This window comes from Sporosarcina sp. NCCP-2331 (assembly GCF_023707945.1).
GTDB classification, from domain to species: Bacteria; Bacillota; Bacilli; order Bacillales_A; family Planococcaceae; genus Sporosarcina; species Sporosarcina cascadiensis.
The window spans coordinates 1-21,914 of record NZ_BRCD01000014.1 but is presented as its reverse complement, the minus strand read 5'-3'; the positions used below and the strand labels follow the sequence as shown (position 1 = coordinate 21,914).

The window sequence follows — 21,914 nt, the reverse complement described above, 5'->3', positions numbered from 1 at the left end:
GTATGAAATTTTATGGATGGAGTATGCTACTTTGTGTAGTGAGATGTAGTTTAGTTCCGTTTCTCGACTTTGCAGGAAGTTTACACAGGAACGTTTTCAGTTTGAACTCGCTTCGGCGCTGGGGGATTGCTTATAGGCGCGACTGCCTGCCAAAGAAACTTCGGGATGATCATAGTATCCCCCCAAGCGCTCATAGCCTAGCCTCAGCCGCTCATATATACCGGCCAAGTGATCATTAGGCTCGGCCGCGTGATCATACTGCAACCAACCGTGATCATTGAACCGGCCTTCGCGCTCATAGCCACTCCGCAGTTGCGCCTTCGCTGGTGTTGGAGAAAGTATATTATGCTGCTTTTTCGAATAGTGCAGATTTAGTTGGTGTACGCTCCAGTTTCGCGACTTTGCAAACGCATTGATCACAAGAATCTTTGCCTTTGCAGAATAATAAGTATTGCATGAAAAACCTTACCTATTGTAATAGCCCAAAATAGCATGCTCGTACTGCCAGCTGACACAAAAAGTATTGAAAAACAAGCCAGTGTACCTTCGTTCCAGGCGGCGACTCCGGGAGGATCAGCCCGACAGGTAAGACAACTTGCGGGAGCGAAGCGAAAGAAGATGGCAGAAGGCACCCTGTATTGCCTTAATTTTTGCAAAGAGCGCAAAAATACGGCAAAGCGAACCCCTCGCTGTTCGCTTGGCTTACCGCAAGCCCTCCGGAACGCGTCCGCCTGGAACGCAGGGAAACGGTCTCCCTGCACACCCCTGCTCTCCACAACACAAACTCTCCACAAAAACTTTCAAAAACCATGTTTAACTTCCACACAAACGGTCAATACTATACAGTGTACTCACCACAAATCCGCCCAAACCACAAAAAGCACCGGCAACGCTTCAATATAATTTGAAAACTTGTCAATTCTGCTCGATGTGGGACGGAAAAGGTTTGGTATACTTAAGGATGTTAGAAAATAATTAGCAAGAGGGAGGATATTGCATGAAGAACAAATTATTAGCAACACTATTCGGAGCAGCATTAGTACTCGGCGCATGTGGCGGAGGCGATGACAACGCATCTGACGCACCGGCTGACACAAACGACAGCGGCGCTGAAACATCAGGTGTAGATGCAGAGAAAGTCGTACAGACTAGCTGTGTATCTTGTCACGGATCTAACCTTGAAGGACAGGGCAACGCTCCATCCATTGCGAAAGCAGGCGCGACTCACTCTGAAGAAGAAATCCATGACATCGTAACCAACGGTAAAGGCGCAATGCCTCCAATGCTGAAAGGCGACGAAGCAGACGCAGTAGCTGCCTGGTTAGCTGAAAAGAAATAATCCTGTAATAATCGGCCATTCTTAAGACTCTCTTAAGAATGGCTTTTTCGTTCGTGGCGAGCATTCGGCACGTTTTTCTATTAATACACATGCTTTGACCATTTGATACATAACTGTAATACTTGCTATGTCGAATCATGCTATAATTGAAATGGCGAATATGAAGAGAAAACAAAATTCAGGTGGTTAAAACTGTATGATTGTTATGAAGAATGTGTACAAAAAGTACCCGAATGGCGTTGTCGCCTCTAACGGAATCCATGTAGAGATTGCGAAAGGCGAATTTGTTTACGTCGTCGGGCCGAGTGGAGCAGGAAAATCCACTTTCATTAAGATGATGTACCGGGAAGAAGTTCCTTCCAGCGGTACGATATATTTCAACGGTACAGATCTGACGAAAATGCGCAGCAAAGAAGTACCGTACTTGAGAAGGCAGATCGGTGTGGTCTTCCAAGACTTTAAATTACTTCCGAAATTAAATGTTTACGAGAATGTAGCCTATGCGCTGGAAGTAATTGAAGAGACTCCGAGTGTCATTCGAACAAAAGTGACAGAAGTGCTCGAGCTGGTCGGACTGACACAGAAAGCGAGAATGTTCCCGAATGAACTGTCAGGCGGTGAACAGCAGCGGGTATCGATAGCCCGGTCGATCGTCAATTCACCGAAACTGGTAATTGCGGATGAGCCGACAGGAAATCTCGATCCGGATACATCATGGGAAATCATGAGTATCTTTGAACGGATCAATCAGCACGGCACAACCATTGTCATGGCTACGCATAACAAAGAAATAGTAGATACCCAGCGGCATCGGGTTATTCAGATCGAAGGCGGCCTCGTTACCCGCGATGAGTATGAAGGAGAGTACCGCTATGAAATTTAGAACCTTGAAACGTCATTTGCGGGAAAGCTTCAAGAGCCTCAGCCGGAATAACTGGATGACATTTGCATCGGTCAGCGCCGTCACAGTGACGCTCCTGCTCATTGGTGTGTTTTTTGTCATCATGATGAACTTGAATCAGCTGGCAGACAATATCGAAAATGACGTGGAGATCAAAGTGGTTGCAGATCCCGGAGCCGATGAAACAGCAGTCCGGCAGCTTCTGGCAGAAATAAAAAAGACGCCGGGTATAGAAGAAGTGGTTTATTCAACGCGGGATCAGGAACTTGAGAAAATGATCCAGTCATTCGGGGATGAGCTTGCGCTGTATAAGCAGAGCAATCCGCTCGGTGATGCTTTTTATATTAAAGCAGCCGATCCGAAAAATACCGCAGCAATCGCCAAGAAACTCGGTACATATGAGCATACATACGATGTGGAATACGGAGAAGGCAAGGTCGAAAAATTGTTCAATGTCCTGAAAATTGGACGCAATGTTGGACTGGGACTGATTCTCGCTTTATTGTTCACCGCGATGTTCCTCATATCCAATACGATCCGTTTGACGATTGTCGCAAGACGGACAGAGATCGAGATTATGAAACTCGTAGGTGCAACGAATAGTTTTGTACGGATTCCATTCATGCTTGAAGGAGTGTGGCTCGGGATTTTTGGTGCGATTTTACCGATGATATTGGTAACGGTCGCGTATTCTCAGCTATTTAACTTATGGGAATCCAAATTGCAGAATGAACTGTTTCATTTGCTGGAACCGATGCCGTTTTTATTGCAGCTGAATGGGTTGCTTCTGTTCATCGCAGTATTCATTGGCGTGTGGGGAAGCTTTATGTCCGTACGGAAATTTTTGAAAGTGTAATGGAAGGGGGAACTGGGATTTGAAAAAGCAACACCGAATCATCTCAGGTGTTTTGTCAGTCCTGCTACTGTCGACAGTAGTTGGCGGTGCAGGCGTTTCGGCAAGTACACTGAAGGATCTGCAAAATGAGAAAAATGCGGTAGAAAATAAAAAGAACAGTTTAAATTCCACGATTCAAAAGAAAGAAAATGAGATTCAGGTCAAGCAGACGAGAGCGGAAGAGCTGATGGGCCAGATCAAGAAGCTGAATGCAAAAATTGATGAAACGAACAGCAATATGAATCATTTGATTGCAGAAATGGATCAGACGAAAAAAGAGATTAAAGAGCTGAAAGAGTCCATTAAAGAACTGGAAATTCGTATTGCAGAGCGCGATGAAGTCTTGCGTGAGCGTGTACGGGTAATGCAGATTAAAGGCGGCAAGGTCAGCTATCTGGACGTGCTTCTCGGCGCGAATAGTTTCTCGGATTTCATTGACAGATTCTCGGCTGTTACGACATTGATGGATGCAGACCGAAAGATTATCCGCCAGCAGGAAGAAGATATCGCGCAGCTTGAAGATGAAAAGCAGCAAGTCGAGACAAAGCTGGCAGAGCAAGAAGAACGCAAGAAGAAAATCCAGGCAATGAAAGATGAACTGGATGCGAAGAAGAAAGAAAAGAATACGCTTGTCAATAAACTGCAGGCGGAGCAAGAAAAGCTGTCAAAAGAGAAAACAAATTTAGAAGAAGAATACAATGATGCGATTGAAATCAGCTCCGAGCTGGAAGGACAAATCGTAGCTGAGCAGAATCGTTTGGCTGAAGTAGCGCGTAAAGCGGAAGAAAAACGCCGTGCAGAAGCGGCAGCCAAGCGCGAACGTGAGCAGCAGCAAAGTCAATCGAGCGGTGGTTCATCCGCTTCTCCAGGCAATCTGCCGGCAGTATCAAGCGGATTCTGGACAAAGCCGACGAACGGCCGATACAGTTCAGGATTTGGATGGCGTACGCATCCGATCACTCATGCGAAGAAACAGCACCGCGGTATGGATTTAGCGGCACCAATGGGAACTCCGGTTGTAGCAGCCGGGGATGGCGTCGTATCGTATGCGGGCTCCATGAGCGGATTTGGTAATGTCATCATGATTACTCATTCTGTCGACGGAAAAATCCTGACGACAGTGTACGGACACTTGTCATCGATCAGTACAAGCTCCGGTGCGCATGTCTCTAAGGGTCAATATATTGGAGCCGTAGGCACTACAGGCTTCTCTACAGGACCTCACCTGCATTTTGAGTTACACGTAGGTAACTTCTCTGCATCCGGTCCAAGCGCGGTCAACCCTTTGCATTATGTGTCTTTTTGATATAGCATCAAATGAAAAACCTGCCTTTCATACGGCGGGTTTTTCATATGTAAACAGATGGGAGAGACTTGGCGATGCCTGTAACACAGTATTATCCGATTGGCTCCATTATCGTGCCGTCATCCTGGATCGCAGTCATTGCGGGTTTCGTCATGACCTACCTTTTCATTCGCATATACTTTGGGAAAGCGGCGGGCGAGCGGATCGGAAATATTTTTTTAAACCTTGTGATCATTTGGAAACTTTCTGTGATTCTGACCGATTTTTCAACAGTCATTCATTATCCGCTGTCTATTCTGTATTTCCACGGCGGGACAGTCGGCTGGATACTGGCCATCCTCATCACAGGTTTATTAACGCTCCGGCAGAATAAAAGAGAGAAATGGCAATACGAAGAGCAATGGTCGCTGCTGCTTGCGTTCGTCAGCTGGCAGGCGGTATATCAGATTGTCATGACGTTCCTAAATGAAGGAAGTCTTCTGATAAAAAGTATGACCATTATTTTGTTTGCGCTGCTATGGGTGTTCGTTTTCTGGATTTATAAGAAACACACCAACACTGTCAGTGATATATCGATTATTTGGATTGCAGTGCATCTGATGGTTTCCGCATTGCAGCCCGGAGTTTTTATGAGTCTGCCGCTCATCACGTCAATCAGCGGAGGAGTGCTGCTCGTTCTGGTGCAGCAGTTTGCAGGGAAATCGCTACATAGAGAGGAAGAATTACGATGAGTAAAAAAATGATTGGCTATATTGTGAGTGCACTTGTAGTCGGCACGTTGGTTTTCCTGATGGTGAAAAATACAGTGGGCAAGCCTGAAATTGAACCGATTGAACCGTCGCAGACTGCGGCAGACCTGCCGGGGCAGCAGGCAGAAGAAGAGGGGCTTGAGCAGTATTCGCCGGCGCCTGATTTTACGCTGGAGACACTTGCCGGTGAAACGGTGACACTTTCTGAATTAAAAGGGAAGAAAGTCATCCTGAATTTCTGGGCCACTTGGTGTCCGCCATGTAAAGCAGAAATGCCGCATATGGAAAGTTTTTATTCGAAACTAACAGAAGAAGATCAGGTCGAACTGATCGCTGTCAATGTGACGGAATCTGAGAAACTCGGCATTAGTGAGGTGGAGAATTTTGTGGAGTCCTATAAGCTGAGCTTCCCGATACCGCTGGATGAAACGGCGCAGGTGACGCATACGTACGGTGTATTCTCGATGCCGACGACATTTATGATTGATACAAAAGGACGCATCGCCCAGAAGGTTATTGGGCCGCTGGATGAAAAAACACTGAATGAATTAGTCGATTTCATGGACTGAAAAAAGAGTCTGTTCCTGTGTCGTAACTTCTTGTCTGCCTTCATATAGTGGAGGGAGGAGGGGTTGCATGCGTAGGAGCAGGCTTTTTTTAGTGGGAATCATGATGTTACTCGGCGTTGTGCTGTTCGGATTGAACGGATGTGGAAAAACGGAGTCTAAGCAGTCGCAGTCGGTCAGTAAATATCCTGTGATCGATGAGGCGTATGAAGCGATACAGGAGAAAGCAGTTTATCCGGTTGAAAAGGACATGCTGATTGAAGGGGCGCTCCGCGGAATGACGGATACGATCGGTGATCCCTATTCGACGTATCTGACCGAACAGGAAGCAGCGTCGCACCGGGAATCGCTAGCCGGCTCAAGGGTTGGAATCGGGGCGGAAGTAACGCGGACGAACGGCAAGTATATTATCGTGTCTCCGATTAAAGGCGGGCCGGCAGAAAAAGCGGGACTGCAGCCATATGACGAAATTGTGCGGGTAAACGGTGAACGGCTGGGCAATGAAACGCTGCAGGAAGTCGTGAATTCGATCCGCGGTAAAAAAGGGACCGAAGTGAAGCTGACGATTTTCCGGCCAGATGCGGATAAGCATATGGAATACACGATTGAGCGCGATACGATGCCTGTGCAATCGGTCAATCATCAGCTGCTTGAGGAACGGGGTGCTAAATTGGGATACATAGCACTGACAATGTTTGGTGAAGAGACGGCGAAAGAGTGGCAGAAAGCGACGTCTGACGTCATAAAGCAAGGCGCACAGGCAGTCATTATTGATGTGCGCGGCAATCCGGGCGGCTATTTGATGGCGGTGTCCGAGATTTCTGCGAGCTTACTGGAAGAAGATCAGGTGTTTGTAGTGATGCAGGATGCCCAGGGCAGTCTGGCGCCGATCGTGACGGAGAAGTCGGAGAAACTCGAGTTCAATGAACGGCTCAAGCAAATTCCGATAGTGGTGTTGCAGGACACGGGCAGTGCGTCTGCCAGTGAAGTGCTGAGCGCTGCGCTGAAAGACTTGAAACGCGGAACTTTGATTGGCACGACGAGTTTTGGTAAAGGTACCGTGCAGGAAACGATGGAATTATCGAACGGCGGCGAACTGAAACTGTCGACAAATAAATGGCTGACGCCGAAAGAGAAGTGGATTCACGGCAAAGGGGTCGCCGCGGACATCGAAGTGAAGCAGAGCGTCCTGTTCACGGAGCACTTGCAGATGGTGACGGAGACGTTCAAAGAAGGGCATTTCAATGAGCAGATCGCTTATGCGCAGCGGATGCTGAAGGCGCTCGATTATCAGCCCGGCCGCACCGACGGCTATTACGACAAAGATACCGCTGCGGCAGTCCTTGCATTTCGCGCAGACCGCCAGATTGCAGAAAGCAAATCGATGGACCGCGTATTTTTCACCGCATTGAAAGAGACGGTCGAAGAGTTCCGCAATGAACCAAAGAACGATAAGCAGCTGCGGATGGCTGTCGATTTTCTGGTGAATGAATTAGGGGAATGATAAAAGGGAGGGCTGCCGGGGAAGTTGCGGCGGTCTCTTTTTTGATTGGGGGCGGGTGCAGCTGGGGTGAATGGCGGGAAGGGGCGAATGGTGCGGCTGGGTGCTGGATTGGTTCGCCGGGAGGCCGGATACGTGCGGTGCTGGTTGTGAAAGGTTCGCTGCCGGCTGCTTTTGGCTCGCTTCAGTGCGTTTTTCGCGCGGCGGGGGCGAATGGCACGGCTGCAAGTCAAGCTGCGGGCAGCGTGTGATCATGAAAAGTCCTCTGGTGATCATTAGCCTCGTTCGAGTGATCATTGGCCCCGTCCAAGTGATCATGCCGCCGTGCCAGCCGCTCATACTCCTGGCTCAAGTGATCATACGCCAATGAAACTCGCTCATACAGCATCTGCAGCCGCTCATAACAGTAAAAATTCTGCAGAACTATTTACTCATCTCTATCAAAATAGCCATTTTCAGCAAGTAGGCATTCGCTATTTGCTTTCATTTTTTGTACAATGGGTAAAAGAGTTGTTTGGACGAGCGGGAAGGTGATCATCATGTCTAGTGAACTACTGAATAACATTACAGAAGCGATCCTCTATTTCGTTTTGAATCCGGTGTGGCTGGCGGCAGTGCTTGCTGCTGTTTTGCTTGGCTATGTGCGCGTGAAACGGGAGCGGCGGGACTTTACAATTCGTGTGCTTTCCGGATTGACTGAAATGAAACATGCGATTTCATCCGGCTGGCTATACGGGCTTGTGCTGTCGATCCTGATTGCCGGCGCCGGACTCACTGTAGATTTCAACTGGATTGTCCTTTTATCTGTTGTCATGCTGCTCGCCATTATTTCGTTTTCCTATAAACTGGCTTCACCGGTCTATTACGCAGCGATTGCGTTTTTTGGATTGTATGCGCTAGATCGCTTTGCATCAGGCTTTTCGGTAAAGGATTGGTTTGTGCAAGAAGAGCTGGACTTTTTCGGCACGATGGCCGTGACGGTCCCTGTCATCGCAGGACTGTTCTTAGTGACGGAAGGATTATTGATCAGGCGCTATGCCAGCCGCCATGCTTCACCGTTCTTAACGCCTACGAAACGCGGATTGCGTGCAGCGGTCTACCAGGCTAAATTGCTGTGGATTGTTCCGATCGTGCTGGTTGTGCCTGGTCATATGCTTGCGGAATACGTACCGTACTGGCCGCAGTTCACGCTCGGTTCGGAGAGTTTTTCATTGATTCCGGTTCCGCTGGTCATCGGCTTTTCACAAATGGCGCGCGCTTCGTTCCCGGACATCCTGTTCCCTAAAATAGGTGCGGCCGTTGCGTGGCTTGGCATTGCGGTTGCGGCTGTAGGCATCGGTGCAATTTGGATGCCGGTTCTCGGCTGGGCAGCGCTCATCGCAGGCGTCGTATGCCGGATTTTCCTGTCCATTCTCCTGTCGATTACCGAACGAAAACATGCGCTTTTATTGGTTCCTCAGTCAGAAGGGATTTTCGTTGTTTCCGTTCTGGAAGATTCACCGGCAGAGAAAATGGGGATCATTCCCGGCGATCTCATCAAGTCGGTCAACGGCATTACGATTCACAATGAAGATGAACTATATGATGCGATTCAAATAAACGCTGCTCACTGCCGCCTGCAAGTCATCGGACGGGACGGCGAAGTGCGATTGAAACAGCAAGTGCTGTACCGCCACGATCATTTCCGTCTGGGCATGCTGGTCGTGCGGTAAAAGGAGAGAGTGCGATGCAAGATTTTGAAACGAAGCTTCTGCTGGCGATTTTTCTGCCTGGGCTGTTAGTTGTGTTTTTCACCAGAGTGACTTTTCATCATGTCGTCGGCCTCGTTCTGACGCTAGCGCTGATTGCGGCTTCGGTTTATGCAGGGTATACGCATAACTGGCTGCTGTATGTGGCGGACGCCGTTTCATTGACGGTCGGATTCTGGTTTGCATCGCGCATGGTGAAGAATGCACGGGAAAATCAAATCGAAGAATAAAATAAGCGGTTTTCAAAGGAGAGTCCCTCTTTGAAAACCGCGTTTTTGTTCCGTAAATCAAGCTTTGCTGTTTTAGCAGGCGGGGATTTGGGAATCATTATAATAAGTACTATCAAAATAAACTGTAGACCGCCAGAACGGCGATGGTTCCGATCACAACGAACATGACATCCAGCCCGATAAAAGATAAAATAAAAGCAGTAACCGCTCCGATCACGCCGAATAGCATATGATCCTGGATATGCAGAATTGCAGGAAAAATCAGCGCGCCGAGCACAGCAAACGGAATATTACGCAGCACGCCGCTGACAATCGGCGGGAGCTCTTTGCCGTCGAGAAACGTTAAAGGAATCATCCTGGGCAGATAAGTGGCGACCGCCATCCCAAGAATCATCCACCAATATACTGGTCCCATTATTGATCCGCCTTCCTTTCTGTCGTCCATCGATCTACATTTTTATTCGCTTTAACATATAAAAATTCTACTAGAACCGCGGAACCGAGCGTCGCCACAAGAATGGACCATCCGGTTGACAGCAGGTTCGAGTAATACAATGCGCAATGAATACCAGCGCCGATTACAGCCAGCAGAACAACTTTCCGGTTGCCTTTCATGGAAGGAACGAGCAGTCCGATAAACATCGCATACAGTGCAACGGACATGGCCTCCTGTAAAAATTGCGGCAGATTGGCTCCGATGACATGTCCTACCGCTGTAAAAACGACCCAGCTGCTGTAGGCAATCAACGCAACGCCAAACGTAAACGCTGTTGCGATCTTCCCGCCTTTTTGCGTAGAGAGGACGGAAAATGATTCGTCCGTAATACCGAAAGCATAAATCGCTTTCATCCACTTCGGTGCCGGCGCAACATTTTCGCTCAGTGAAGCGGTCATTAAAAAGTGGCGGATGTTGACGATGAATGTATTCATCACGATGAGCCAGGGGGCTACACCGGTGGCAATCAGGCTGAGCGCCATATATTGCGAGGCGCCGGCATAGACGAGCAGGCTCATGGCAGTCGCTTCAAAAATGGACAGACCGGTTGTTTTGGCAAGCAGTCCGAATGTCAGGGCGACAGGGAAGTAGCCGATCGCAATGCTCGTCCCTGCTTTTACGCCTTGAGAAAAGGTTGTGTTCATCTGGCAGCCCATCTTTCTAAAGGAATCTGTCTGCTATTATACTATAAGTTAATTCGAAACGGTGAGGGTGTTTGCGATGAATGAATGGCTGTCGATCGATAAAGTAGAAGAACTGGCTGAACAATATGAAGCGATTGGACTGTATATGGGTCTGCTGCCCCCTTTCATTGAGGCCTTTTTGCCGTTCCTGCCGCTCGTCGTATTCGTGATCGCCAACGCCATTGCATTCGGCTTCTGGTATGGATTTCTGCTATCCTGGGCGGGAACGGTGGCGGGATCGTACGCAGTGTTTCTGCTGGTGCGCTATTACGGCCACAATCGTTTTTTCTCCTTTCTCAAAAGACCGGCGAAAGTGCAGAAACTGATCCACTGGGTCGAGCGGAACGGTTTCGGACCGCTGTTCATTCTGATCTGTTTCCCGTTCACGCCGTCAGCGCTCGTCAATCTGGTGGCAGGTCTGTCGAATATGAATAAGAAGAATTATTTGTTCGCTCTGATGCTCGGGAAGCTTGTGATGATTATTATGATTACGTATATCGGCTACGATGTCCGTGCTTTGTTTACGAATCCAATCCGGACGCTGATTATGCTAGTTGTGATCTTCTTGCTGTGGCTGGTGGGAAAATGGTTCGAGGGTAGGCTCAACAAGAAAGTGGAACAAGATTTTAAAAGCTTCTCCACTTTAAACAAGTCAGACAAAGAAAATTAAAATATTTCCTGTCTCTCCTCTCTTTCGGTACAATGGAAGAAAGGGCGGGGACGGGATTTTTTGTTGTTGCAGGATGTTTGAAGTTTAAGAGCTTAAGAGCTAGTTAGTGAGCAGTATGGGATTTTCGCTGCGGGTTGGGGCGCTTTCCCGAGGGCGTGGCTTGAGCCTCCTCGTCCGCTGGCGCTACCTGCGGGGTCTCAAGGCGCACGCTGATCCTCCGGGAGTCGCCCCACCCTACGCTTCAATCCTAATTATGTTTGTGAATGGCTTTAGTAAGTTCATTGCAATTGTCTAACATCTGGGAAGCTTTGTAATTCAAGTAGTATATAAAGTATTCATGTCTCATTGGCTAGATTTAAAGAAGGACTAGCATTAAACAATATTCTTAAATCAAAGCAAAGTCATTTTCTTGCTGGTTTTTGACATTGAACTCATGCTGTGGAATTGATAAAGCAAAAATAGAGAAAAGTCGCGTTACTTATTGTAATGCCGGGACTTTTTACCACATAATAATTCCTGAAAAACAAGCCAGTGTACCGGAGTGGAAGGCGGCGACTCTGGGAGGATCAGCCCGACAGGTGAGACAACTTGCGGGAGCGCAGCGACCAAGTTGGCTCACCGCGGGCCCTCCAGAACGCGTCCGCCTGGAACGCAGGGGAACGGTCTCATTCCGCATACCTGTTATATAGATCACAATAAACCACTTACCTTGATCTGATATATTTTATGAATTAGCAACACGAAAGGAGCACAAAACCATGTCACTGCGTTTCATAACTGGCCGATCAGGAACCGGCAAGACACACTTCATTGAAAAGGAGATTGCTGAAGAATTGAAGCAGCGTCCGATGGGGCCGCCGATTATTGTCATCGTGCCGGACCAGCTGTCGTACTCCATGGAATACAGCCTCTCCGTCAAATTCGGGCTCAGCGGCATGATCCGCGCCCAAGTCCTGACGTTCAAACGGCTCGCCTGGCGCGTGTTGCAGGAAGTCGGCGGCATCACACGCGAAGAAGTCGACAGCTTCGGCTATCGCATGCTGGTCCGCAGCGTCCTTGAGGAAAATAAGGAAGACTTCCGTCTGTTCAAGCAGGCCGCTTCGAAACACGGCTTCGCCGAACAAATCAGCGATGTCATGAAAGAATTTAGCAAATACTGCATCGACCAGCAAGCATTCTCGGCACTCACGAGCTCCTTGGAAGACACGCAGGCACCGCGCATCCTGCAGGATAAAGCGCATGATCTGCAGCTGCTGCTCGGAAAGATTGAAGAACGGCTCGGCACAACGTATATGGACAGCGAAGGCCAGCTGAACGCCCTCGCCATGCAAATTCCCCATGCAGAGTGGCTGAAAGATGCCTCCGTTTACATAGACGGCTTCGGTGATTTCACGACACAGGAATACAATATTATCTCTCGATTAATGAAATATACAAAGCGTGTCAATGTCGTGCTGCCAATGGAAGATTCCCAGCACAGCGGCGAGCATGAATTATTCTATACTGCTGAACAGCAATTTGCGACGCTTCAGCAGCTGGCATACAGCGATTCAGTGCTGCTCGATGAAACCGTTCATTTGACCGGTCTGCAGCGTTTCATGAATGAAGAGCTGCGCCATCTGGAAAGACAATTTGATCGTTATCCGCCTGACGCAATTGAATCAGAAGGACATATCCGGCTGATTGAAGCGACAAACCGGCGCGCAGAAGTACATGCGGTCGCTCGTTCGATTCGCAAAATGATGCGTGAAGGCAAGCGTTACCGGGATATCGCTGTGATTTACAGACAGCCGGAAGAATATGATGAACTGCTTCAGATGACTTTTTCGCAATACGATATCCCGGTGTTCATCAGCAGGAAAAAGCCGATGCTGCATCACCCGCTTATCGAATTTGCGCGTTCATTGCTTGAAGCAGTGCGTACGGACTGGTCGTATGAAGCGGTATTCCGCGCGGTCAAAACAGACCTCTTTTTCCCCGCCAATGAAAGCAAACAGGTGTGGCGGGAGCGAGCGGACCGGCTGGAAAACTTCGTACTCGCAAAAGGAATTCACGGCAGCAAACGCTGGCTGGATGAAGAGCGCTGGATTGTCAGCCGCTACAGAGGGCTGGAGATGGTCAAAAAAGTCCAGACAGACGAAGAACTTGCGATGCAGGCGGAGTATGCAGAAACACGCGATTTGATCCGTCTGCCGCTGCTTGAACTTGAGGAGAAAATGAAACAGGCGAAAACCGGCCGTGACGTTGCGGAAGCACTGTTCTTTACAATGGAATCGCTGCATGTCTACGATAAAATGGTCGCTCTGGAAAAAGAGGAGCAGGAAGAGCACCGGCTGCGTGCGGCGGCTGAACATGAGCAGGCGTGGAACGGCTGGATCAATGTGCTCGATCAGTTTGTGCTGATGTTCGGCGACAAGGAGCTGCCGTTTACAGAAGCCATAAAAATACTGGATGAAGGGTTTGACACGCTCGAATTTAAACTCATTCCTCCATCGCTCGATCAAGTGACGGTGACGACAGTCGAGCTGTTTAATTCGATGGATGTCGATTGTGTATTCGTGCTCGGCGCGAATGAAGGCGTACTGCCTTTGCGCAATGATCATGAAGGATTGCTGTCAGATAATGACCGGGAGCTGTTCAGCGAGCTGGGCATTACGCTGGCGCCAACTTCAAAAACCCAGCTAATGCGGGAGTCGTATATGGTGTACCGTGCCTTCACGGGGGCGAGGGAGCGTCTGACGGTCAGCTATCCGATTGCAGATGAAGAAGGAAAAGCATTGATTCCGTCGCTGTATGTTCCGAGACTGCAGCAGATTTCCCGCGGGATGCCGGTAGAACTGGCAGTGATCGAGCCGACGGAGCTGCCCGGCACAGAAGATAAAATGCCTTATATCGAGCACCCGGAAGTGTCATTGTCCTATGCAGTGCGCGTTATGCGCCAGGCTAATTCACACGAGGAAATGGGGCCGGAGTGGCAGGCGGTGCTCGCTTATTATAAAGAAGATCCGCTGTGGTCATCGATCATTCAGTCGATTGTCCAGCCTGCATTGAAGCGGCAGAAAACGGAGATGCTCGATCCGCATCTGACTGCCGGGTTGTACGGCAGGTCCTTTACGACCAGTGTGTCGCGGATCGAATCGTATTACAGCTGTCCGTTCCAGCATTTCACGACTTATGGCCTCGGCCTGCAGGACCGCATGGAATTCCAGCTGGAAGCACCGGATATCGGTGATTTGTTCCATGCTGCGTTGAAATGGGTATCCGATGAAGTGATGCGCCAGGGGCTGTCATGGGCGGAGTTGACGAGAGAGCAATGCTGGCAGCTTGGCCGTGACGCGATCGACGCGCTGACACCGAAGTTTTTCCACAAAATTTTGCTGTCGAGCCGGCGGTATGCGTATATTCAGCGCAAACTCATGCAGATTATTCAGCGGACGATCCGCGCCCTGCAGTCGCAGTCGCGCAATTCGAAGTTCACGCCGATTGCGATCGAAGCAGGATTTGGTCCGAATGAAGCCATCCCGCCGCTTGAGATTCAATTGAAGCAAGGGCAGCAGATGCGCATCAGGGGCCGGATCGACCGGGTGGATACGATGAAGAAAGGTGATCAGACATTTCTGCGCGTCGTCGATTATAAATCATCCGCGCGTGCACTTGATCTGACCGAAGTATATTACGGACTGTCGCTGCAAATGCTGACATATCTCGACGTGGCGCTTGAGCATGCGGATGACTGGCTTGGCGTGCATGCAGACCCAGCCGGTGTATTGTATATGTACGTCCATAATCCGATGCTGCGCCTGACGAAAGAACTGGCGGACGATGCAGTGGAAAAAGAACTGATGAAATCATACAAAATGCAGGGCTATATACTAGAAGATGCAGAAGTGGCGCTCGCGATGGATGATAATCTGGAGAGTGAGTCGCTCATTGTTCCCGCTCGGCTGAAAAAAGACGGTTCGTTTTATTCGACGTCGAAAGTATTGCCGACGGAAGATTTGAACATGATGCGCAGTTTCGTGCGCAAGCGGCACAGACAGGCGGGCGACGGCATGCTGGCGGGTGATACACGGGTTTATCCGTACCGTTTGAAAGACCATATGCCGTGTCAGTTCTGTTCGTATCAGTCGATCTGCCAGTTTGACCGGACGGATCCAACGCAGCCTGAACGGAATTATACGCCGCTCAAACAAGAAGAATCGTTAGAGAAAATGCGGAAGGAAGTAGATCCGAATGCGAATTCCTGAAAAACCGGCACATGAAACCTTTACGGATGAACAATGGAAAGCCATATACGCATCCGGCAAAGATATTCTCGTCTCTGCCGCAGCGGGTTCTGGAAAAACGAAGGTCCTGATCACCCGGATGATAGAAAAAGTGCTGAATACAGAAAATCCGATTGACGTCGATCAGCTGCTCGTTGTGACCTTTACGAACGCGGCAGCTGCGGAAATGCGTCACCGGATGGCGAGTGCGCTCGAGGCAGCGATTGCGAATGATCCGGCTTCTGTTCACTTGCGCAGGCAGCTGAATCTGTTGAATAAAGCGCAGATTTCTTCCCTGCATTCCTTCTGTCTGCAAGTGGTCAGGCAGTATTCCTATGTACTGGATATCGATCCGGGATTCCGGATTGCCGATCCCGCAGAAGCATCCATTTTACGTGACGATACTGTTGCCGCAGTGCTGGAAGATGCATACAGCCGGCCGGATCCTGAAGCGATCTACCGTCTAAGCGACAGTTTTACGGCGGACCGCAATGACCAGGCGATTGAGACCTTGATCGATAAGCTGTACGACTATTCGCGGGTGCATCCAAATCCTGCTAAGTGGCTGGAAATGATTCCGCAGCAATATGAAATTGGCGACGACGCGGTGATTGACGGTTTATCGTTCATTGGGCCGCTGAAGCTGGCGATCAAACATACGCTCGATGAGGCGAAGACCATTGCGCAGGATCTGCAGCGGCTGGCGGAGATGAATGAAGGCCCGCTGCCGCTGCTGGATACGGCCAAAGCGGATGAAGCTTGGCTGAATCAGGCGATTGACTATGTGACGAACGGCAAGTGGGAAGATGCGTATGCCTATTTCCAGACGCTAACCTGGGTGAAAGCAGGCATGATTAAGAAGGATTCCTGTGATGAAGAGCTGGCGAAACGCGGAAAAGATATGCGTGACTCAGTGAAAAGGATCGTCAATAAGCTGAAGGAAACGTATTTTACACGGACGCCTGCACGCCTGCTGGAGGAAATACGGCTGATGGCTCCGCTTATGCATACGCTTGTGGAACTGGTCGAAGATTTTTCAGCACGTTATCAGGCAGTGAAGGCAGAGCGGGGGCTTGTGGACTTTTCTGATCTGGAGCATTACGCGCTACAGATTTTATCAGCCGAGGAAGATGGCCAATTAACGCCTTCGGATATCGCGCTCGACTACCAGGCGCGTTTTGCGGAAGTATTGGTCGATGAATATCAGGACACGAATTTCCTGCAGGAAGCGATTTTACAGCTGATCAAGCAGGGGGCGGAAGCGGACGGCAATCTGTTCATGGTCGGCGACGTCAAACAGTCGATCTACCGTTTCCGCCTGGCTGAACCCGGGCTGTTTCTCGGGAAATATGACCGCTTTCTTGATGATCCATCAGAGCAGGGACTGAAAATTGATTTGAATGCGAACTTCCGGAGCCGCAGAGAAGTGCTGGACGCAACAAACTTTATTTTCAGGCAGATCATGGGCACTCGTGTCGGAGAGATTGAGTACGATGAGGCGGCTGCGCTCAAATATGGTGCGCAGTATCCTGATAAAGAAGCGGCGGCCGGTCTGACGATTCTGTATGAAAATGAAGAAGACGAAGAGCTTTCGGAAGAACAGGAAGCGCAGCAGGAACTGAAGAAATCTCAGGTGGAAGCCCGTTTCATTGCGCAGAAAATCAAGCAGTGGCAGGCGGATCAGGCGCAGACGGCGGATGCGTTCAGCGGCAGGCAGCGTCCCATTGAATACCGCGATATTGTGATTTTGATGCGGTCCATGACATGGTCGAGTGAAATTGCCGATGAATTAAAAGCAGCGGGGATTCCTGTTTATGTAGAGCTTTCTTCGGGCTATTTTGACGCCATCGAAGTGATGATCATGCTCAATACATTGCGTGTCATCGACAATCCGTATCAGGATATTCCGCTCGTATCGGTGCTGCGCGCGCCGTTTGTCGGCCTGACAGAAAACGAGCTGGCGGAAATCCGTCTGGTGAAACCGAATGCGCCGTTCTATGAAGCCGTGCAGCTATTTGTCCAGACAGGCGGAGCGGGAGTGAGCCCCGCGGCACAGAAAAAGCTGCAAAAGTTTTTCATCCGCCTGGAAGACTGGCGTAATATGGCCCGGCATGGTTCATTGTCCGAATTAATCTGGAAGGTTTATCAGGATACGTATTATTATGAAATGGTCGGGATCCTGCCGAACGGCAAACAGCGTCAGGCGAATTTGCGTGCGCTACATGACCGGGCGATGTCCTATGAGAAAACGTCTTTCCGGGGGCTGTTCCGCTTCCTGCGCTTTATCGACCGCATGCGGAAACGGGGCGATGATCTTGGTGAAGCCCGTTTTATGAGCGAGAAAGAAAATGTAGTGCGGATTATGACGATTCACTCGTCGAAAGGTCTCGAGTTTCCGTATGTATTTCTCGCAGGGATGGGGCGTCCGTTCAATAAAATGGATTTCCATAATCCGTATTTATTTGATCAGCATTTCGGCCTTGCAGTGAAAGCGATAGATCCGGAAAAACGCATTACGTTCACATCGCTGCCGTTTTTGGCGGTGAAAGAGAAAAAGGAACTGGAAATGCGTGCCGAAGAAATGCGTGTGCTGTACGTGGCGATGACGCGTGCGAAAGAACATTTGGAGCTGATTGCATCGGTCAAAGATATCGAAAAGACGATCAGTCAATGGCAGGAAGCACAGCTGCTGGATGAAACAGCGCCTCTGCCCGAATATAAACGTTCGCGCGCGGCGGGTTATTTAGACTGGATCGGGCCTGCTGTAGCGCGCCATATGGATTTCGGCAAGTTCGGCAAAGCGGCCGGCGGCGAGTTGATGGATGATGCGTCGGTATGGGATATCAATGCCTATCCGTTCTCCGCTTTTCATTCGTCAGACAGCACGGAAATCGACGACTGGATTCCGCTGGACAATGAAAACTTACAGGCTGATCCGCAGCTTGTTGAAACGATTACGCAGCGTTTTGAGACGCGCTATCCGTATAAATATGCAGTTGAATTGCCGTCCAAGCAATCGGTCAGTGAGCTGAAGCGCATTGCTCTGCTGGAGCTTGAACGGGGGGACGCGGATCCGTTTGAAGAACGCTCGTCTGACTTTGCGAATCGTCCTTCCTTCCTGCATGACCGCCCGTCGTTTTTACAGAAACGCCAGCTGACGAAAGCGGAGGTCGGCACCGCGATGCATACTGTCATGCAGCATCTCGATTTGAAACAGCCGCTGGATGTTGCGGAAGCGGAACACTTTATCGCAGAGCTTGTCGAGCGTGAATTGCTGACGAAGGAAGAAGGGACTGCCATTAAGGCTTCAGACATCGTGAAGTTTTTTGCAGCGCCGCTCGGTGAACGGATGAAGCAGGCGGATGAAGTGCTTCGTGAAATGCCGTTTACTTATGCGCTGCCGGCAGAGCAGGGGGAATTCCAGCTGCTGCAGGGGATTGCAGACTGTCTGTTTCACGAAGACGGGGAGTGGGTGCTTGTCGATTACAAAACAGATTATACAGGCAATTTTCATTCGCAGGAGGAAGTGGCGAATGAAATGCAGAAACGCTACGGCACGCAGCTGAGTCTGTATAAAAAGGTGCTGCAGTCCATTTTAGGAATTGATATCAAAGAGATGCTTCTATACTTATTTGACGGAGCGAAAACAATCAGTTTACAGGAGGAATTAGTTTGAATTTGACTCCTACGCCGCTGAAGGACCGGGTTGAAGGACTCGATTTTCTGCGGGGCATCGCGCTATTAGGGATTTTCATTGCGAATATGCTGCATTTTCATTCGCCTTACGCGTATATGGACCCGTATTCGTGGTTTTCTGCGCCGGGCGAGCAGGCGGCATTTCATTTTATCGATGTATTTGTAGAGGCCAGTTTTTATCCTCTGTTTGCGATGCTGTTTGGCTATGGCATCAATATGCAGTACGAGAAATCATTGCGGAATGAAACGCCTTTTGCGCCGTTCATGGCACGCCGGATGAGCTGGCTGCTGGTATTTGGTGTCCTGCATGCCTTGCTGATCTGGTTTGGAGATATTTTATTCACCTATGCGTTAATGGGTTTTCTTATGATCGCCGTCGTGCGCATTCCGAAAAAATGGCTTTTATCGCTGGCTCTCGTGCTGTATATTGTACCGGCGGGACTGCTGTATGGTTTTCTCGTGATCGGACGGAAAATCAATCCGAACTCGCTGCTGGACGGCTTTGTCGACATTCAGAAAATTGAACTGGCAATTTCGGCTTATGCCCACGGCTCGTTTGCAGAGATTTTCCTGTTCCGTCTGCAGGAGTGGCTGATGTTCGGCGTAACCGGCCTGATTACCTCCATATTTGCGATTTTGCCGCTGATGATGTTCGGCGCAGCACTTTCTAAATGGAAGATCGTCGAGCGGATGTATGAAATGAAAGGCAGGCTGGCAGCTGTCATGATTATTTTCATTTCATTCGGTGTCCTTTTGAAAAATATTCCGTATGTGGATGGACCGAAGTTTGAGAACATTTATCTCGTACAGTCGACGTTTGGCGGAGCGGTCTTGACAATTGGCTATGCCGCACTATTCTTGTTGCTGTGGCAGATTCCGTTTCTGAAAGTTATCACGAAACCGTTCGCAGCAATTGGCAGAATGGCGTTTACGACCTACATCTTGCAATCTGTCATTGCGACGCTGATATTTTATTCATATGGAGCGGGACTCTATGGTAAAGTAGATATCATAACAGGTACGTGGCTCGCCATTGGAATCTTTTTCATTCAGCTGATTGCCGCACAGATCTGGCTGTCCAAATTCCGTATGGGACCCTTGGAATCTATTTGGAGAAAGTTATCTTACGGAAAGAATTTCGGCATTAAAGAGGAAAAAGTATAGAATTTGTCGTAACATAGTAGTATGTGAATACACATGGGAAGGGTTGGGCATTCAAATGAAACTATTGTCATTCCGTTACGAAGGACAGACGTTATTCGGTACAAAAGTGAAACGAGAGGAAGCAGTGTGGGACGTGCTTGCAATGGCAGAAGCGCAAGATCAGCCTGATTTTCCTAAAACGATGATCGAAGCTGTATCCCTTGGCATGGATTTTGTGGAAATGGTTCGTAAATTAGTGGAGAAAACAGAAACAGAAGAAAATGCGGAGCAGTTTAAGCACGCGTTTACGGATGTGGAGTGGCTGTCACCGATTCCGCGCACCCCTAAGAACGTCATATGTGTCGGGAAGAACTATGCCGACCATGTAACTGAAATGGGAGGCGAAGCACCGCCTGAAAAAGTTGTGGTGTTCACGAAATCTCCTACATCCATCGCAGGGGACGAGCAGACTTTGCCGATCCACAGTGATGTGACGGATTCATTGGATTATGAAGGGGAATTGGCTGTTGTCATCGGCAAGAACGGAAAAAATATCCCGAAACAGCTGGCCTATGACTATGTATTCGGCTACACAATTGCGAACGATATTACAGCACGCGATGTGCAGGCTGATCATAAGCAGTTCTTCCTCGGCAAAACACTGGATGGTTCATGTCCGATGGGCCCTTATGTGGTGACGAAGGACGAGATTCCAAATCCGCATAATCTTTCTATCGTGACGAAAGTGAATGATGATGTTCGTCAAAACGGCAATACTTCTTCCATGATGTTCAAAATTGATGAATTGATTGCAGAAATCTCCAAGTATTTGACACTTGAAGCGGGCGATGTCATTTTGACGGGCACTCCGGCCGGCGTAGGAAAAGGCATGACGCCCCCGACATTCCTGAAAAAAGGCGATACGGTAAAAGTGTCTATCGAAGGCATCGGCACATTGGTCAACCGATTCGAATAAAATACTGCCGGTTGACTGCAGGCAAGAGAATAGTAGTCTTTTGGAAATTATGGTAACATAGCAAACGACTATAGTAAAATGAGGTGGCAAGTTTGGGATTTTTAACGGATACAACCCATTTTCATATTTTGACATGGGTAGTGGGGATAATTCTATTCCTCGTTTCTGCGAGCATGGCGGCAGGCACGAAAGGTAAGAAGATCACTCACATGATTTTGCGCTTGTTCTACGTTTTAATTATCATTTCGGGAGCGACGCTGTTCTTCACGCATATGGGACTGAACGGCATGCTGTACGGCATTAAATTTGTACTGGGTCTTCTGACGATCGGATTTATGGAAATGACGCTGATCCGCGGCGGAAAAGGAAAGAACACGGGTCTTATGTGGGTCTTGTTCATCGTATTCCTTCTGGCAACTTTGTTCGTCGGATTCAAGCTGCCGCTCGGTTTTGACTTTTTTGCTTAATCGGGTGATGTAATATAACGAGGAGGAATGCAGATGGCAAGTCAGACGGGATGGATTTTTATAGCGGTGGTCCTGTTACTGATGGCGCTGTTTGCAGTGTCCGTATTCGTAACCGCCCGCAAGCAGAAAGATCCAGCTTTTTTTCTGGATGAGGAAGAGTGAATAGGCATTAGCTTTTAAAGCAGGGGAAGGAATGAAACTCATTCTTTCCTCTTTTTTGTGCTTTAGATTAACTGGGTACAAAAGAAAATTAGTATGATCATGGGATTTTCGCTGCGGGTGG

Annotated in this window: 19 protein-coding genes; 17 read left to right on the top strand and 2 right to left on the bottom strand. The window is 49.0% G+C overall.

The window, feature by feature from the left end; genetic code table 11:
• Nucleotides 1-997 precede the first annotated feature (997 nt).
• From cccB to NCCP2331_RS09755, 10 genes are all read left to right on the top strand, one after another.
• Nucleotides 998-1,339: a cytochrome c551 gene (gene cccB / locus NCCP2331_RS09800; RefSeq protein WP_153720642.1), complete on the top strand. Its 342-nt coding sequence runs from the start codon at nucleotides 998-1,000 to the stop codon at nucleotides 1,337-1,339.
• Nucleotides 1,340-1,535: 196 nt separating this feature from the next.
• Complete coding sequence (ftsE, locus tag NCCP2331_RS09795) at nucleotides 1,536-2,222, top strand: cell division ATP-binding protein FtsE (protein WP_251670325.1); 687 nt, start codon at nucleotides 1,536-1,538, stop codon at nucleotides 2,220-2,222.
• On the top strand, nucleotides 2,212-3,096 hold the full coding sequence (ftsX, locus tag NCCP2331_RS09790; RefSeq protein ID WP_153720640.1) for a permease-like cell division protein FtsX: 885 nt from the start codon (nucleotides 2,212-2,214) through the stop codon (nucleotides 3,094-3,096). The genes ftsE and ftsX overlap by 11 nt, the downstream gene beginning before the upstream one ends.
• Before the next feature lie 19 nt (nucleotides 3,097-3,115).
• Complete coding sequence (locus NCCP2331_RS09785) at nucleotides 3,116-4,441, top strand: murein hydrolase activator EnvC family protein (RefSeq protein WP_228550970.1); 1,326 nt, start codon at nucleotides 3,116-3,118, stop codon at nucleotides 4,439-4,441.
• Nucleotides 4,442-4,515: 74 nt separating this feature from the next.
• Complete coding sequence (locus NCCP2331_RS09780; protein WP_251670323.1) at nucleotides 4,516-5,172, top strand: hypothetical protein; 657 nt, start codon at nucleotides 4,516-4,518, stop codon at nucleotides 5,170-5,172.
• Complete coding sequence (locus tag NCCP2331_RS09775) at nucleotides 5,169-5,759, top strand: redoxin domain-containing protein (RefSeq protein WP_251670321.1); 591 nt, start codon at nucleotides 5,169-5,171, stop codon at nucleotides 5,757-5,759. Before NCCP2331_RS09780 ends, NCCP2331_RS09775 begins: the two co-directional genes overlap by 4 nt.
• A gap of 67 nt (nucleotides 5,760-5,826) precedes the next feature.
• Nucleotides 5,827-7,260: a S41 family peptidase gene (locus NCCP2331_RS09770; RefSeq protein WP_251670319.1), complete on the top strand. Its 1,434-nt coding sequence runs from the start codon at nucleotides 5,827-5,829 to the stop codon at nucleotides 7,258-7,260.
• The gene (locus NCCP2331_RS09765) at nucleotides 7,257-7,508 is read left to right on the top strand and encodes a hypothetical protein (RefSeq protein WP_251670317.1); all 252 of its coding nucleotides are present in this window, start codon (nucleotides 7,257-7,259) and stop codon (nucleotides 7,506-7,508) included. Before NCCP2331_RS09770 ends, NCCP2331_RS09765 begins: the two co-directional genes overlap by 4 nt.
• Before the next feature lie 288 nt (nucleotides 7,509-7,796).
• Complete coding sequence (locus NCCP2331_RS09760) at nucleotides 7,797-8,969, top strand: PDZ domain-containing protein (protein WP_194841022.1); 1,173 nt, start codon at nucleotides 7,797-7,799, stop codon at nucleotides 8,967-8,969.
• Nucleotides 8,970-8,983: 14 nt separating this feature from the next.
• Complete coding sequence (locus tag NCCP2331_RS09755) at nucleotides 8,984-9,235, top strand: CsbA family protein (protein ID WP_153720634.1); 252 nt, start codon at nucleotides 8,984-8,986, stop codon at nucleotides 9,233-9,235.
• 112 nt (nucleotides 9,236-9,347) lie between these two features.
• On the opposite strand, the gene NCCP2331_RS09750 is transcribed toward NCCP2331_RS09755, so the two are convergent.
• Together NCCP2331_RS09750 and NCCP2331_RS09745 are read right to left on the bottom strand one after the other, a co-directional pair.
• On the bottom strand, nucleotides 9,348-9,650 hold the full coding sequence (locus NCCP2331_RS09750) for an AzlD domain-containing protein (RefSeq protein ID WP_251670314.1): 303 nt from the start codon (nucleotides 9,648-9,650) through the stop codon (nucleotides 9,348-9,350).
• Nucleotides 9,650-10,375 (bottom strand): AzlC family ABC transporter permease, encoded by a 726-nt coding sequence (locus NCCP2331_RS09745; protein WP_153720632.1) that lies wholly within the window; start codon nucleotides 10,373-10,375, stop codon nucleotides 9,650-9,652. Before NCCP2331_RS09745 ends, NCCP2331_RS09750 begins: the two co-directional genes overlap by 1 nt.
• Nucleotides 10,376-10,451: 76 nt before the next feature.
• Between NCCP2331_RS09745 and NCCP2331_RS09740 the strand changes: the two genes are divergently transcribed.
• From NCCP2331_RS09740 to NCCP2331_RS18405, 7 genes are all read left to right on the top strand, one after another.
• On the top strand, nucleotides 10,452-11,084 hold the full coding sequence (locus NCCP2331_RS09740; protein WP_153720631.1) for a TVP38/TMEM64 family protein: 633 nt from the start codon (nucleotides 10,452-10,454) through the stop codon (nucleotides 11,082-11,084).
• A gap of 758 nt (nucleotides 11,085-11,842) precedes the next feature.
• Nucleotides 11,843-15,331: a helicase-exonuclease AddAB subunit AddB gene (addB, locus tag NCCP2331_RS09735; protein ID WP_251670312.1), complete on the top strand. Its 3,489-nt coding sequence runs from the start codon at nucleotides 11,843-11,845 to the stop codon at nucleotides 15,329-15,331.
• Nucleotides 15,318-19,025 (top strand): helicase-exonuclease AddAB subunit AddA, encoded by a 3,708-nt coding sequence (addA, locus tag NCCP2331_RS09730; protein ID WP_251670310.1) that lies wholly within the window; start codon nucleotides 15,318-15,320, stop codon nucleotides 19,023-19,025. The genes addB and addA overlap by 14 nt, the downstream gene beginning before the upstream one ends.
• The gene (locus NCCP2331_RS09725) at nucleotides 19,022-20,209 is read left to right on the top strand and encodes a DUF418 domain-containing protein (RefSeq protein ID WP_251670308.1); all 1,188 of its coding nucleotides are present in this window, start codon (nucleotides 19,022-19,024) and stop codon (nucleotides 20,207-20,209) included. Before addA ends, NCCP2331_RS09725 begins: the two co-directional genes overlap by 4 nt.
• A 55-nt stretch (nucleotides 20,210-20,264) precedes the next feature.
• Entirely contained in the window at nucleotides 20,265-21,164 is a 900-nt protein-coding gene (locus NCCP2331_RS09720) for a fumarylacetoacetate hydrolase family protein (RefSeq protein WP_251670306.1), read from the top strand.
• 92 nt (nucleotides 21,165-21,256) lie between these two features.
• Complete coding sequence (locus tag NCCP2331_RS09715) at nucleotides 21,257-21,631, top strand: YisL family protein (protein ID WP_153720626.1); 375 nt, start codon at nucleotides 21,257-21,259, stop codon at nucleotides 21,629-21,631.
• A 33-nt stretch (nucleotides 21,632-21,664) separates the two neighbouring features.
• The gene (locus NCCP2331_RS18405; RefSeq protein ID WP_264879245.1) at nucleotides 21,665-21,793 is read left to right on the top strand and encodes a hypothetical protein; all 129 of its coding nucleotides are present in this window, start codon (nucleotides 21,665-21,667) and stop codon (nucleotides 21,791-21,793) included.
• Nucleotides 21,794-21,914: the final 121 nt, after the last annotated feature.

Bases quoted from the DNA above. Each gene is read 5' to 3' on its own strand.
- NCCP2331_RS09740 (WP_153720631.1), top strand. From the start codon at position 10,452: ATGAATGAATGGCTGTCGATCGATAAAGTAGAAGAACTGGCTGAACAA.
- NCCP2331_RS09780 (WP_251670323.1), top strand. From the start codon at position 4,516: ATGCCTGTAACACAGTATTATCCGATTGGCTCCATTATCGTGCCGTCA.
- NCCP2331_RS09750 (WP_251670314.1), bottom strand. From the start codon at position 9,650: ATGGGACCAGTATATTGGTGGATGATTCTTGGGATGGCGGTCGCCACT.
- addB (WP_251670312.1), top strand. From the start codon at position 11,843: ATGTCACTGCGTTTCATAACTGGCCGATCAGGAACCGGCAAGACACAC.
- ftsX (WP_153720640.1), top strand. From the start codon at position 2,212: ATGAAATTTAGAACCTTGAAACGTCATTTGCGGGAAAGCTTCAAGAGC.
- NCCP2331_RS09760 (WP_194841022.1), top strand. From the start codon at position 7,797: ATGTCTAGTGAACTACTGAATAACATTACAGAAGCGATCCTCTATTTC.
- addA (WP_251670310.1), top strand. From the start codon at position 15,318: ATGCGAATTCCTGAAAAACCGGCACATGAAACCTTTACGGATGAACAA.
- NCCP2331_RS09770 (WP_251670319.1), top strand. From the start codon at position 5,827: ATGCGTAGGAGCAGGCTTTTTTTAGTGGGAATCATGATGTTACTCGGC.
- NCCP2331_RS09755 (WP_153720634.1), top strand. From the start codon at position 8,984: ATGCAAGATTTTGAAACGAAGCTTCTGCTGGCGATTTTTCTGCCTGGG.
- NCCP2331_RS18405 (WP_264879245.1), top strand. From the start codon at position 21,665: ATGGCAAGTCAGACGGGATGGATTTTTATAGCGGTGGTCCTGTTACTG.
- ftsE (WP_251670325.1), top strand. From the start codon at position 1,536: ATGATTGTTATGAAGAATGTGTACAAAAAGTACCCGAATGGCGTTGTC.
- NCCP2331_RS09720 (WP_251670306.1), top strand. From the start codon at position 20,265: ATGAAACTATTGTCATTCCGTTACGAAGGACAGACGTTATTCGGTACA.
- cccB (WP_153720642.1), top strand. From the start codon at position 998: ATGAAGAACAAATTATTAGCAACACTATTCGGAGCAGCATTAGTACTC.
- NCCP2331_RS09775 (WP_251670321.1), top strand. From the start codon at position 5,169: ATGAGTAAAAAAATGATTGGCTATATTGTGAGTGCACTTGTAGTCGGC.
- NCCP2331_RS09765 (WP_251670317.1), top strand. From the start codon at position 7,257: ATGATAAAAGGGAGGGCTGCCGGGGAAGTTGCGGCGGTCTCTTTTTTG.
- NCCP2331_RS09745 (WP_153720632.1), bottom strand. From the start codon at position 10,375: ATGAACACAACCTTTTCTCAAGGCGTAAAAGCAGGGACGAGCATTGCG.